The 13003-nt window shown below is 41.0% G+C and carries 12 protein-coding genes; 3 read left to right on the plus strand and 9 right to left on the minus strand.

All coding sequences use genetic code 11. The annotated features are described in order from the left end of the window. Positions 1-97: 97 nt before the first annotated feature. From G6554_RS12855 to G6554_RS12865, 3 genes are read right to left on the minus strand one after another with little or no spacing between them, the layout of a single operon-like run. Complete coding sequence (locus G6554_RS12855) at positions 98-1414, minus strand: purine/pyrimidine permease (protein ID WP_166242443.1); 1317 nt, start codon at positions 1412-1414, stop codon at positions 98-100. Positions 1415-1435: 21 nt separating this feature from the next. Beyond that, on the minus strand, positions 1436-2404 hold the full coding sequence (locus G6554_RS12860; RefSeq protein WP_166242445.1) for a bile acid:sodium symporter family protein: 969 nt from the start codon (positions 2402-2404) through the stop codon (positions 1436-1438). 16 nt (positions 2405-2420) lie between these two features. Then, complete coding sequence (locus G6554_RS12865; RefSeq protein ID WP_166242447.1) at positions 2421-2753, minus strand: rhodanese-like domain-containing protein; 333 nt, start codon at positions 2751-2753, stop codon at positions 2421-2423. Between the two features lie 208 nt (positions 2754-2961). On the opposite strand from G6554_RS12865, the gene liaG reads away from it, so the two are divergent. Then, positions 2962-3846 (plus strand): LiaG family protein, encoded by an 885-nt coding sequence (gene liaG, locus G6554_RS12870; RefSeq protein WP_166242449.1) that lies wholly within the window; start codon positions 2962-2964, stop codon positions 3844-3846. A gap of 42 nt (positions 3847-3888) precedes the next feature. Here the strand turns inward: liaG and G6554_RS12875 are convergent, their stop codons facing one another. Continuing rightward, a complete protein-coding gene (locus tag G6554_RS12875) occupies positions 3889-4815 on the minus strand; it encodes a COX15/CtaA family protein (protein WP_166242451.1) in 927 nt (308 codons plus the stop codon). A 174-nt stretch (positions 4816-4989) separates the two neighbouring features. Here G6554_RS12875 and G6554_RS12880 point away from each other — a divergent pair, with 174 nt between their 5' ends. Further along, on the plus strand, positions 4990-5379 hold the full coding sequence (locus G6554_RS12880) for a YuzC family spore coat inner layer protein (protein ID WP_166242453.1): 390 nt from the start codon (positions 4990-4992) through the stop codon (positions 5377-5379). Positions 5380-5473: 94 nt separating this feature from the next. Here the strand turns inward: G6554_RS12880 and G6554_RS12885 are convergent, their stop codons facing one another. Further along, positions 5474-7357 carry a putative bifunctional diguanylate cyclase/phosphodiesterase gene (locus tag G6554_RS12885; RefSeq protein WP_166242455.1) on the minus strand — a complete coding sequence of 628 codons (1884 nt, stop codon included), beginning with the start codon at positions 7355-7357 and terminating at the stop codon, positions 5474-5476. A 287-nt stretch (positions 7358-7644) separates the two neighbouring features. Between G6554_RS12885 and G6554_RS12890 the strand changes: the two genes are divergently transcribed. Next, the gene (locus G6554_RS12890) at positions 7645-8160 is read left to right on the plus strand and encodes a DoxX family membrane protein (RefSeq protein ID WP_166242457.1); all 516 of its coding nucleotides are present in this window, start codon (positions 7645-7647) and stop codon (positions 8158-8160) included. A 48-nt stretch (positions 8161-8208) separates the two neighbouring features. Here the strand turns inward: G6554_RS12890 and G6554_RS12895 are convergent, their stop codons facing one another. The 4 genes from G6554_RS12895 to G6554_RS12910 form a co-directional block, all read right to left on the minus strand. After that, positions 8209-9879: a glycoside hydrolase family 13 protein gene (locus tag G6554_RS12895; protein WP_166242459.1), complete on the minus strand. Its 1671-nt coding sequence runs from the start codon at positions 9877-9879 to the stop codon at positions 8209-8211. A 107-nt stretch (positions 9880-9986) separates the two neighbouring features. Next, positions 9987-10955 carry a sugar phosphate isomerase/epimerase family protein gene (locus tag G6554_RS12900; RefSeq protein WP_166242461.1) on the minus strand — a complete coding sequence of 323 codons (969 nt, stop codon included), beginning with the start codon at positions 10953-10955 and terminating at the stop codon, positions 9987-9989. After that, entirely contained in the window at positions 10952-11971 is a 1020-nt protein-coding gene (locus G6554_RS12905) for a Gfo/Idh/MocA family protein (protein ID WP_166242463.1), read from the minus strand. Before G6554_RS12905 ends, G6554_RS12900 begins: the two co-directional genes overlap by 4 nt. Beyond that, the gene (locus G6554_RS12910) at positions 11968-13002 is read right to left on the minus strand and encodes a Gfo/Idh/MocA family protein (RefSeq protein ID WP_166242465.1); all 1035 of its coding nucleotides are present in this window, start codon (positions 13000-13002) and stop codon (positions 11968-11970) included. The genes G6554_RS12905 and G6554_RS12910 overlap by 4 nt, the downstream gene beginning before the upstream one ends. Between the last annotated feature and the right edge of the window lies 1 nt (position 13003).

A 13003-nucleotide genomic window follows, 5' to 3' on the forward strand; every position in this document is an offset into this window, starting at 1 on the left:
TAGCTTTCAATGAGCGAATTTTCATGATCTATGAGCGAATCTGAAAAGGTAAAAAAACACCCCCTCATAAATGTCCCCAAGGAGATGTTTCACTCATTTAATTATTTGCACTAATTGCACCCTTTTTTTCCCGAAAAAGCACATGTTCAAGTAATAAACAAAAAATCAATCCAACTAAGAGTCCATTGGCGACGATATTTCTGAGCCATGGTGCCACACTTTCAAAGCCTTGTGGCGGCATAAACATCATGCCGATTCCGACCATTAAGGAAAGGCCTATCACAAGTAAATTCCGTGATGATGGTTCCTGCCCCATTAGGTCGCGAATTCCGAAGCCCATCATTTGTGAAAAAGGAATAAACAAGGAAGCATAGGCAACCTCTAATGGCAATGTTGATAAAAACCCGCCGATATAAGGGAAAAAGCCTGCAGCCATAATCAGGATAGCACCGATTACAAGCGGTCGCATCTTCTTAATGCCTGTTGTGGTAATGAAACCTGCCGAAACGGATAAAGGAACAACACCCACAACCGAGAAGATTCCGGAAACGAATAAATTAACTCCGTTACCGAAAATCCCTTTTTGATACTGCTTCGGCTGGATTTCCCTTTCAAGCGCAATTCCTACCACAAGGATGCTGGCAATAACGTTTGAGATAAGAACGACCGAGGTAATGATTGATGTCAGGACAATCCCGACATCAAATTTCGGAGAACCCCATTCCAATAATTTAGGTACCATAAACCAGCTTGTTGGCTCGTAGGTCTTTCCGAGATGAAGTAACCCGAAAAAGTGAAATAGCAACCAGCCGACAACAATGCCGACCAGTGGTCCCATACTCTTCCATATTCCCTTTACTTTTAAGGAAAATAACAAGATAATGATAATTTCAATGAAACAAATAAACGCGATTTTCCCATTTAATTGCCCTGTCGCGGTGATACCAAGAATACTCTTAAAAAAGGAGCCGCTCAGCTGGGCGACCAGAAGGATCAAATATACTCCTGTCACAATCGGGGTAAAGAGCAAACGAACTTTTTCGATAATCGGTAAAAATCCCAATATAGCTAAAAATAAGCCAGCAATGATCAGACCCATTTCCAATTGTTGCAGTAAAAGGCCTTGCTCAGTCGGTGCACTCATTGTCCCAAGCAGAATAAAAATCGCCCACCACATCCCCGCCGCCCCTTCGACAACTGGCAGACGATGGCCCATAAACACTTGGATTAACGTTGCGGCACCAGAGACAAATAGCATGCGCTGCATAAAGGATGAAATATCTGAAGGCGGCATATGAAACGCCGCCCCCACGACAACGGGTACGGCAATTACATTGGTGAGCATAAAGACTGCCCACTGGATCCCCTGCACCCCTGACAAAATGCCACTGTCCCTTTTAGTTAAGTCATTCATGTAAAAAAACACCTTCTCTTCTTATAAAGCTACAGATCCCGTTTTTTTCACCTTTTTATGATAAAAGCGATCGATAAAATGGCCATTTGTTGAGGCAAGCACCTGTTGAAACAGCATCCCTACAATGACAGGGACAGCTACAGCAGCTGGAAAAAAGGATACAGCTATGACGGCACCAGCACTGATATTTCTCATTCCACCTGTAAAAGTCATGGTGATCACTGTATCTCGATCTCTTTTCATCAACCGGCCTAAAAGGAAGGAAAGGACATATCCTATTAAGGCGATAAAAAAGACGGTCACCATGATGACAAGAAGTTTCAGATTGATATGTTTTAAATAGGGGGCAACGACTGCACCATTAAGTGCCACAACAATACCGAGAGCAATTTTAGAAATTGGCGCAAGATTAGCACCTAAATGATCATTGATTTTCCCTTTTGTTGCTTGGTTTAGCAGCATCCCGATAACGGAAGGGATGACAATCATTCCCAACAATCCTTTTAGCATCCCGAAGAAATCCATTTCGACCGATTGGCCGACAAAAAGAGACATTGATAGTGGAACAAGGATTGGAGAGAGTAAGGTATCAATTAATATCACCGATAAAACCAGAGGAATGTTCCCTTTATAGATGGAAGCCCACATCATACTTGTAATGCCTGTTGGGATCACCATCCCTAATACAAGGCCCGTAATGGTATAGACATCATCAGTAAAAACAATATGACCGACCCCCCAGGCCCAAAGCGGCATGAGGACATGCAGGATTAACATCGTTAGGAAAATAGGAAACGGATGTAAAACCACATCTTTCAGTGATTTGAAGTTGGATCCTAAACTGCCAGCAAATGTAATAAAGGCAAAAATCCACGGAATTAAATAAGAAACATCCTTTAAGTAGGCGCTGAGCAGTATACCCAATACGACACTGACAGGAGTGATGAGCGGCATAACCTTTTGCAGTTTTTGATTAAGTCTTTTCAGCATGTCAGTCTACTACCCATCAATCTTCCTGTGAACCCAGATACGCCTTCCACGCCGTCAGACCTCCATCCAAAACGGTCACACGATAATTATGATCGTCTAGGATCGCGGCGCATTTTGCTGCGGAGTTCCCTGTTGTACAGGTGACGATGATTTCTTGACCTTTCGGTAAGGATAGTGGCGTACCCTCTTCCTCGCCTAATTGAAAAATAACCGTCTTGGGTAGATTGCTGCTTTCCTTTATATGAAATTCATTAAATTTTTCTTCCGACCGAACATCCAGGAGGACTAGCTTTTCCTCACTTTGCAGCCTTTCATGGAGTTCCTTTGGTGATATTTTTTTGTAAGTCATTTTTGTCTACACCTCCAATAAAAAGAATAACACAATTTCTAATCGCGAAACGAAAAAATCCTTCGATAATCGAAAAAATACGGGGCATTTATTGGAACTGAACCACTTAAATACACCTCAAGCCTTAGATAAAAATAATTCTCCAGTACATGGAAGAAAGATGAAGGATTTCTTATGATATATATAGAAAGTGTACGAAGAAAAGGGGATGTTAAAAGTGAAGAGAATATTGATATTACTATTGGTGATTACCGGGTTATATATAGTGTTCAATCAGGCCCAGCGCTTTGATGTATTTGGCGCTGGCAGTGAAGGAAATAAAGACGGGCAAGCAGCTATTTCAAATGATATTCAGACCATTAAAGTAGATGTTTCAAGTGTCAGTACAACCATTATTCCTGAAGATCGCACTAATTTAAAGGCCGTTTATAACGGGAAGCAACTATTGAAGGTTGCAGAAAATGGGGATACTGTGGAAGTTTCCGTAAGAAGCAAGGGTTTCCATTTTTTCGACTGGACACCGTTCACAGAAAAATCGACGCTTGAAATTTATATTCCTCAGGATTTCGACCGAAATATGACCATAGATTTGGGTTCAGGAAATGTAAATTTTTCCGGACAGTCTAAAGAAAAACCGATGAGATTAAATGAGGTAACCATTGATATTGGTTCCGGGAACATGGATTTCAAAAATCTAATTGCTAAACGCTGGAGTCAGGATATTGGCTCTGGAAATGTGAAGATTGATTCCCTAAAAACGGAAACAGGCACTTTTGACCTTAGTTCCGGCAACATGGATATCAAACATTATATTGGGGCAGTTGAGGCAGATGTATCATCTGGTAGGCTAAATATCCAAATGGACAAATTAGCAGATTCTATTAAAATGGATGTAAGCTCAGGGAATGTCGGGCTTGATTTACCTGATCATGCTGATTTTACCCTTAGTAGTGATGTCAGCAGCGGCACCATTTCTTGTGATTTTCCTTTGACCACAAAAGAGGTTAATAAACACAGTATCCAGGGCAAACATGGTTCTGGTAAATATAAAATCGACCTTGATGTTTCTAGTGGCAATATTAAGATTCATTAACATAAGCAAGCACTTGGACCAACTATCCAAGTGCTTGCATCATTATTCGAGATTCCTCCATTTTCCGTTCGACAATACGGTCGTGTTAGCCTTCATAATTCTGTTCCCCAGATAAATCCTTGTTTCACTAACAAAAGCAAACAAACCTGTGGCCACGGCAAGGTGTAGGACTGCCCATGGGAGGTCAATCATTTTCAACACGACAATTGTACCAACCAACAGTTGAAAAAGAACGGTCAGGGAACAGAGCACAAGACGCCTTTGTAGACCCCTCCCCCATCCTTTTACATATGACCAATAAGTTAGGACAAGAATATAAAGAGTAGATAGGACTGCTGCACCGCGATGTATGGTCTGCAATAATTCAGGAGTTGTACTGGGAAGAAATGATTGCCTGCAGCCAAGCCACCCACAGGCTAAACCGTAGGATTCGTGCTTGATATATGCACCAAATGCAAGTGTCAGCAAAAGGAGCACAAATAGGATGTTTAGATGCTTGATAACTGGGCCATGCCGTTCTTTCGTGGAATGGCTTTGCAAAGAGTTTTCCTCGAGGCCGGGATAACTCCAAATCCAAATAAGGCTCGCCAGAAAAAGCATCGCCACCAGTAAATGAATGGTAATCATGATCGAAGGCAAGTCGCGAACGACCACTATAGCTCCTAGAAGCACCTGAACAATCAGCAATGCAAGCATAAAAAATGCTACTAACCTAGCAGTTAATTCGACCTTAGCACGTATGAACTTAAAAAATAACCAGATGGTGAACCCCCCAAGCACTGCTCCGATAAATCGGTGGGCAAACTCAATCAATGTATCCCCTTTTAAAGTTGGGACGACGTCTCCATTACATAATGGCCATTCTGGTCCACATCCCATACCCGAATTTGAGGAAGCCACGTAGCCCCCAAATACGATTAATACATAGGTTAGTAGTATGCTGATGAATGCTAAGCGTTTAATCGTCACTCTTTCCCCTCCTGATTTCAAGAAAATTTTGAATTCAGTAATAATTTAACAAAAATGGACAATCATTACGGTGATTTGTATCACGTTTCCATTTTAAATTCCAGGTAACCAAAGGTCTGGAAATTTCATACCGTATATTGCCTTGTGCTTTTCTTTAAGGAAGGAGAGTAATGTATGTACTATAATCCTTATTATTATCCGGCTGTTCACCCGCTACCACCCTATCCAACATACTTGGCAGCCTATCCAATTCCCCGCACCTATCCGCCGGTTGACACCAAAATATTTGCTGGCTCAGTAAAGTCATTTCGGCTATTAATGGAACAAGGAAGTATTCTTTTAGACCGCTTGGGCGATACTGGTTTTGCAAAAAAAATGATGAGTGCTGCCCAGCAAGGGAAAAATAAAGAAGTCGATCAAATGATTAAATCCATTGGCCTAAAAGTCCCTGTAATCACGAAGTTTACACCATCTGGGGTGAATTTCAATTTAACCACACAGCCAACCCAACAGCATCCCCATAATTGCTGCACCTTAACAGTCGCGATGAAGTGGGGAGAATAGAACAGGAAAATCGTTATTTCCTGGCTGCTCTATATAGACCTAGCCCTTTGGCTGGACATTTATCGGCGGAAAATAGAAAAAGTGGTATCCAACATTAAAGGAGGATACCACTTTTTCTATTAATAAGGAAATTTTGCATTTCAATGGTAGGGAGAGGTTTGCTAAATAAATAGCCTTGACCAACCTTACAAGCATTTTCCTTTAGAAAGGAAAGTTGCTCATCTGTCTCAATCCCCTCGGCAATAACGGTAAAATTCAAATTTAAGCCCATATCAATAATCGTTTTTACCATCACACCTTGATTTGAATGATATAGGATATCATCAACAAAGGATTTATCAATTTTTATTTTATCAATCGGTAGATATTTTAAATAACTCAACGAGGAATACCCCGTTCCAAAATCATCGATGGAAAGCCATACACCAAGTTCTTTCAACTGATTTAGAATAATCGTTGAATTCTCTAAGTTTTGCATAATACTTTCGGTGATTTCCAATTCTAATTGGGTTGCATTCAGACCCACTTCATCCAATACGGTTGAAATATATTCGATCAGATGGTCATCCTCAAATTGACGAACCGAAACATTGACGGCTATTGGAACATCACAAAGACCAGCATTTTCCCAAGCCTTTCTTTGTTGGCAGGCATTCCACAAGACCCATTTTCCGATTGGAACAATCAGACCTGTTTCCTCCGCCAGTGGAATGAATTCAGAAGGTGCGATAAACCCATGCTCGGGATGCTGCCAGCGAATTAACGCCTCTATGCCCACTAATTCCCCTGTTACTAAGGACATCTGCGGTTGATAATGAAGCGTCAATTGATCATTTTCCAGCGCTTTTCTTAACCCATTTTCAAGCTCCATCTTCCGGACAGATTGGCCATTTAGATTAGAGGAATAGAACTGGAAATTATTTTTCCCACGTTCTTTCGCCTGGTACATAGCTGTGTCTGCATTTTTTATTAAGGTTTCCTCATCTTTTCCATCTGTTGGATAGAGGCTGATTCCAATACTAGGTGTAACGAAAAATTCCTGGTTATTTACCTCCAAGGGTTTAGAAAATTCATATAGAATACGCTGGGCTACTATTGCAGCTTTTTCTTTGTCCGTTTCATCAAGTAAAATAATAAATTCGTCTCCACCTTGCCTTGACACAAACCCTTCCTCACGAACGGCCAATTCTAACCGGTTCGCGACATTTTGCAGAATTCTATCTCCAACTGTATGCCCTTTTGTATCATTAATAATTTTAAATCGGTCCAAATCTAAAAATAGTACAGCCAGCATTTTATTCGTACAGGCTCGATTTAGCACCTTGTTCAGGTGATTTCTAAATTGATTTCGATTCGGTAAACCAGTCAACGAATCATGATAGGCTAATCTCTGAATGGTCTCTTCAGTCATCTTTCGTTCTGTGATGTCATATAAAACACTATTAAAATGTTCAAGCTTCCCTTGAAGATCAAGCGTTGGAAAACCTCTATCTAAGATCCAGCGAACTTCCCCATCAGGTCTAATGATCCTATATTCATTTGTGACGGCTTCTCCTTGGGCAACTTTCTGTTCCCTCTCGGATACAAATGGTAAATCGTCGGGATAGATCACCTTTTTCCATAGTTGAAGGTCATGATTAAAATCATTTGATGAATAGCCATATAATTTTTCTATTCCTGACGTAATTAATAGTGTATTGGACTTTAAATCATGGGACCAAATAGCGACATCAAGAGTATCAAAGATATTATTTAAATTTTGTTCATTTTGCTTAAGTTCTTCGTTCGTTTTCATCCACATTTTTCTTGTGACCAGCAGATAAGGGATTGTTCCAAGGAGCAACACAACGGAGAAATACCGAAAAATATTGAAAGTAGGGAAAAGAAATGAAGAAGTTACGTCGAAAATCTCTATTAAAACAAATATACAAAATATCACGGTCCATAGAATATGAAAGTTATCAGGTTTAGATGTCATTGTTTTCTCCTTATTCCTTGCAATCTATTGTAAAAAAGTAGATAGGTATCTTAAAAATAACAAATATCGACTTATTTCACAATTGAAGGATTTACCAAGATGAAAGTATTTGATCACCTCACATTGAAGATACACCTAAAATATGACAGATTTGTATTGTTCAATCCTTTGTCAAAACATTTTGAACAAACTTCGAACATATCACTATAGCCATGTTTTTTATGCAAAAATCTAATATATTGGAAGTAGAAAGAGAAACAAATAATAAACGAAAGGCGGAAGGAATTATGTTTAACAAATTTTTAAGGGAAAATAAAATCTCTGCCGTCCTCTTAACAGTCATACGATTATATCTTGGATATGCTTGGTTTACAGCAGGGTTGCACAAAATTACTGGGGGATTTGACGCCGCTGGATTTTTGAAAGGGGCAACCGCTAATCCGGTGAAAGGCCCGGACGGAAGTGTTGTGTACGGATGGTATGTTGAATTTCTAAAAGGGTTTGCCCTTCCAAACGTAGACATCTTTAACTTCATTGTTCCTTGGGGTGAATTATTAATTGGTTTGGGCTTACTCTTAGGCTGTTTAACTACCGCTGCCATGTTCTTTGGCTTAGTGATGAACTTCAGCTTCTTCCTAGCTGGTACCGTTTCTCACAACCCAACAGACATCCTCCTTGGTTTTATCATCTTAGCTGCCGGTTATAACGCGGGAAAAATTGGCGTAGACAGATGGGTGGTTCCTTTCATCAGAAAAATGAACAAAAAGGGCATAGGCAATGAAAAGGCAAAAGTGACTGTTTAACATAACCGCTACAAAAAGACGATTCGTCTGCAGAATCGTCTTTTTGTTTTATTTCAATAAATATACTCTTGTTTCATACGGCTTCAGGGTGAATTCTTTTCGTAATTTCTGATCCGCCAGTTGATAATTATTTAGGATAAGATTAGCTGTTTTATAGGATACACTTGTCGGCAATTTAAACCTAGTTTCTTTTGCATAGAAATTATTGATGACAATTGCTTTAGAGCCTCCTAGTTTACGTGTATAAACAAATAATCTTGGATGGTTTGGCAGCAGCAAATCATATGTTCCGTATACAAACAATGGATTGTCCTTACGTATTTGAATTAACTTTTTATAAAAATTCAAAATAGAATCGGGATCGTTTATTTGTTTCCTAACGTTGATTTCCGGATAGTTTGGATTTACACCAAGCCAGGTTGCATCAGAAGTGGTAAAACCGCCCATGTTTGTGGCATCCCATTGCATCGGCGTCCGGGCATTGTCACGGCATTGCTTCCATATGATCTCCATAATCTCATCGTGAGGACGCCCCTTAGCAGTTTCCACTTTATAAAAGTTGACCATGCCAACATCATTATAATCTTCAATAGTAGGGAATTGAACATTGGTCATCCCGATCTCCTGACCCTGATAAATAAATGGCGTGCCCTTCATCAGAAAGTATAATGCCCCCAGCATTTTGGCGCTTTCTTTCCAATATTTCGTGTCATCCCCCCAGCTTGAGACCCGGCGGGGCTGATCATGATTTTCGATGAATAACGCATTCCAGCCTTTACCTTCCAGTCCATTTTGCCACTTTGTTAAATTCTTTTTCAAAGCGCGAACATCGGTACCGCCTTCTGCATCCTTATTCCAAAGGTTTAGGAATTCAAATTGAAAAATCATATTGAAATAGCCGTTTTCTTCCCCAACCCAGCGGTCAGCATCATCAAGCCCAACACCGTTTGCCTCGCCAACGGTCATCACATCATAGTTCTTGATTGTTTTCTCAGACAGTTCCTGTAACCAGACATCAATGCCATCAACATTCATCATTTTTGGAAAACAAGGGACATAATCTAAATGATCCGGATTCGGCATATCCGGGAAACCTGGTTCTTTTTTGATATGGGAAATGGCATCCACACGGAATCCATCGATGCCTTTATCAAGCCACCAATTTACCGTATTGTGCAAAGCATCTCGAACTTCTGGATTTTCCCAATTTAAATCAGGCTGGCGGGACGAAAAAATATGCATGAAATACTGTTCCGTTTCCTCATCATATTTCCAGGCGGGTCCGCTGAAAATAGACTCCCAGTTATTAGGTTCCCTTCCATCTTTGCCATCTCTCCAAATGTACCAATCCCTTTTCAGATTGTCTTTAGAAGAGCGGGATTCCATAAACCATGGATGCTCATCGCTAGTATGATTGATGACTAAATCTAAGATCAACTTCATCCCGCGCTGATGAACACCTTCGAGGAGTTCGTCAAAATCAGCCATCGTCCCAAATTCATCCATAATGTCCTGGTAATCGGAAATATCATAGCCATTGTCATCGTTTGGTGATTTGAACATCGGTGACAGCCAAATAACATCAATTCCGAGCTCTTTTAAGTAATCTAATTTAGATGTTACCCCTTTTAAATCACCTATCCCGTCCCCATTGCTATCCATGAAGCTTCTAGGGTAAACCTGATAGGCAACACTCTCTTTCCACCACTTCTTACTCATGCTGCACCTCATTTTTGAAAAATTGCCTATTTCATATCGATTTTGAAAAGAAAAATTTGAACCTTCAGCAGCCATGTATGCTTTATCGGCGAATCTACTTTTTCAGGTTAGACCCACCACATATTCGAAACAGGTTCCTCAATTAAGACAGATTTTAAATTCACAACGGCACGGTTAAAACCTTCGTCAATTGACATAATAGGATCCTCGTGTTCAATGCTGACCACATAATCATAGCCGTACGTACGAAGGGCGCTCATCATGTCAGACCATTCTTTTAAACTATGTCCACAGCCAACAGAACGGAAGGTCCATGCCCTTGTGCGCACCTCACCGTATGGCTGCATATCCATTAGCCCATACATATTCACATTTTCCTGATCAATGTAGGTGTCTTTCGCGTGGAAATGATGAATCGCATTTTCTTTCCCCAAAATTTTAATCGCGGCGACTGGATCAATTCCCTGCCACCACATATGGCTTGGGTCTAGATTAGCACCGATGGCATCACAAGTTTCTGCCCGTAATTTTAACAATGTATATGGTGTGTGAACTAAAAAGCCACCATGTAGTTCTAGACCAATTTTTACATGGTGATCCTTGGCAAACTGGCCAACCTCTTTCCAATAAGGAATCAGTTTTTCTTCCCACTGCCACTGTAAAACTGAGCCGTATTCGTTCGGCCATGGTGTAACAGGCCAGTTCGGATATTTCGCCCCCTCGTGATCGCCTGCTGTACCTGAGAAACAGTTAACAACCGGTACACCTAGTAAGGAAGCCAATTCAATGGTTTTTAAAAGAGTTTCATGTGATTGCTTGGCAAATTCCGTTTCAGGAGAAATCGGATTACCGTGGCAACTAAAGGCACTAATCGTCAGGCCGCGTTCTTCAACCTTTTGTTTATACTCTTTGCGGGCTTCTTCACTTTCCAATAGCGCATCTAGATCACAATGATTGTTTCCCGGATAGCATCCGGTTCCAATTTCTACAGCACTTAGCCCTGCTTCCTTTACAGTATCCAGCATTTCTTCAAATGATTTTTCCGCAAAAAGTACAGTAAATACGCCTAGTTTCATAATGTATTCCTCCCACTCTCATAAATCCGATCTATAATTTGTGAAACCTGCAATGCCTCTTCTGGTTTAACCACTAGTTCTTCCAATCCAAGACAGGCATCAATAAAATTCCTCGCCTGTGGTATATCTGGATCCTCTTCGCCTGGTATCCAGGCTGCCTCGCTATTTAACAGCATTCCATTCTTTGTGGTATAAAGCTCAAATGGGAAGACATTTATCCCGCCGTCCACACCTGAAATACTGACATTTGCACAATCATCTTTAATGTTCGCTGCCCATGAGGTTTCGAACAACATCGATGCGCCATTTTCAAACTTCATATAGGCAGTAACATGATCATCCACATTAAAGGTTTCGTGATCAAATGTTCCCCATTGGTTCACTTGGTTAGGGATTTTACTTAAGGCATTATAGGTGGTGCCTGACACCTCGATATGCTTTGGATTTCCCATTAACCAAAGGGCTAAATCAAGAAGATGACAGCCAAAATCGATAAGGCTGCCGCCTCCTTGAAGGTCTTTATTGGTAAAAACACCCCAGCCTGGAACTTTGCGGCGTCTTAATGCCTGGACTCTTACGACTAGCGGTTTTCCGACCTCTTCCATCACCATCTTGGCTGCTTGAACTTCCTTCATGAAACGGTAATGGTAGGCAATCGCCAAAATCTTTCCAGCTTTTTTAGAGGCTGCAATCATCGCTTCGCACTCAATCGCACTAAGAGCCATGGGCTTTTCGCAAAGAACGTGAACTCCTGCCTCAAAGGCAGCAATCGTAATTTCGGCATGGAATTTATTCGGTGTACAAATACATACAGCATCCACATTTGAAAAAAGCTCTCGATAATTCTCAAAAACATATGGGATGCTATGTTTTTCAGCAATCTCTTTGGCTCTTTCGACGTTTACATCACTGACAGCTGTTAATTCACATTGATTACTTAATTGTAGAAAGGCAGGGATGTGACGGCCCTGTGCGATACCGCCAACCCCGATGATGCCAACTCGTAGTTTTTTCATCGTTCGTTCACTCTGACGATTTGTTTCGTTTCATTTGACTCAAGTGCTGCTAAAATAACTTCTAAAGACTTCATCCCTTCCTCACCAGGAACCGGCGGCTCCTCATTAAGAAGAACACAATCCACAAACTTATCAATCACATGCGAGGTATTTTGACCGCCATCATCATTGGACTGGATTTTCCCAAGCTCATACTTAACTACTTCTCCATTCACATATTGAACGATAAGTGAATGGATTGGGTCGTCTTCCAGACGTAAGATTGCTTTTTCACCATAGATAATCGTTGAATTATCCTCCTTACTTACATAAGCCCAACTTGCCGCCAATGTACCGATGATGCCGCTTTCTGTTTTTAATACACAAACAGCATTGTCATCAACCGTCGCGAAGTCCTTTGCACTTGTTTCTACAAAGGAACCCACTTCGGTGATTTCTTCTCCTAATACATATCGCAATAAGTCCGTTTTATGAACACCTAAATCACCCATCGCACCAACAAATGCTTTTTCTTTTTGGAAAAACCAGCCTTCTTTACCCTCGACACTCCAGCCTTCTGGGCCGCCATGACCAAATGCAGTACGGAAGCTGTAAATTTTACCGATTTCTCCGCTAGCAATTAGCTGGCGCGCTTTTTGATGCGATGGAACAAAACGCTGATTATGGGCAATCATTAACTTTTTGCCGCTTGCTTCGGCAGCGGCAATCATCGCTTCCGCTTCTTGTTTAGAAGTTGCCATTGGCTTTTCACAAAGCACATGAAGGCCTGCTTCTAATGCCGCAATCGAGATGGGTGCATGCAGAAAGTTTGGGGTACATACACTGACTGCATCTACTGTACCGCTAGTCACTAATGCTTCATAGCTGATGTAAGCAGTGGCACCAAATTTTTCGGCCACTTCTTTTGCACGTTCTTCATTGATATCACAAACCGCAACCAGTTCTACCTTTTTATTTGCTTTATATTCAGGTAGATGACGGTGCTGCGCAATGCTTCCACAGCCTATCACTCCAACTCTTAATTTCCCCATG

Origin of the sequence: Bacillus sp. MM2020_4 (assembly GCF_011250555.1) — a bacterium.
GTDB lineage: Bacteria > Bacillota > Bacilli > Bacillales > Cytobacillaceae > Neobacillus.

What these genes read in the sequence shown, in the direction of transcription:
- G6554_RS12865 (WP_166242447.1), bottom strand. Translation starts at nt 2,753, where the DNA reads ATGACTTACAAAAAAATATCACCAAAGGAACTCCATGAAAGGCTGCAA.
- liaG (WP_166242449.1), top strand. Translation starts at nt 2,962, where the DNA reads ATGTTAAAAGTGAAGAGAATATTGATATTACTATTGGTGATTACCGGG.
- G6554_RS12855 (WP_166242443.1), bottom strand. Translation starts at nt 1,414, where the DNA reads ATGAATGACTTAACTAAAAGGGACAGTGGCATTTTGTCAGGGGTGCAG.
- G6554_RS12900 (WP_166242461.1), bottom strand. Translation starts at nt 10,955, where the DNA reads ATGAAACTAGGCGTATTTACTGTACTTTTTGCGGAAAAATCATTTGAA.
- G6554_RS12890 (WP_166242457.1), top strand. Translation starts at nt 7,645, where the DNA reads ATGTTTAACAAATTTTTAAGGGAAAATAAAATCTCTGCCGTCCTCTTA.
- G6554_RS12895 (WP_166242459.1), bottom strand. Translation starts at nt 9,879, where the DNA reads ATGAGTAAGAAGTGGTGGAAAGAGAGTGTTGCCTATCAGGTTTACCCT.
- G6554_RS12905 (WP_166242463.1), bottom strand. Translation starts at nt 11,971, where the DNA reads ATGAAAAAACTACGAGTTGGCATCATCGGGGTTGGCGGTATCGCACAG.
- G6554_RS12880 (WP_166242453.1), top strand. Translation starts at nt 4,990, where the DNA reads ATGTACTATAATCCTTATTATTATCCGGCTGTTCACCCGCTACCACCC.
- G6554_RS12860 (WP_166242445.1), bottom strand. Translation starts at nt 2,404, where the DNA reads ATGCTGAAAAGACTTAATCAAAAACTGCAAAAGGTTATGCCGCTCATC.
- G6554_RS12910 (WP_166242465.1), bottom strand. Translation starts at nt 13,002, where the DNA reads ATGGGGAAATTAAGAGTTGGAGTGATAGGCTGTGGAAGCATTGCGCAG.
- G6554_RS12885 (WP_166242455.1), bottom strand. Translation starts at nt 7,357, where the DNA reads ATGACATCTAAACCTGATAACTTTCATATTCTATGGACCGTGATATTT.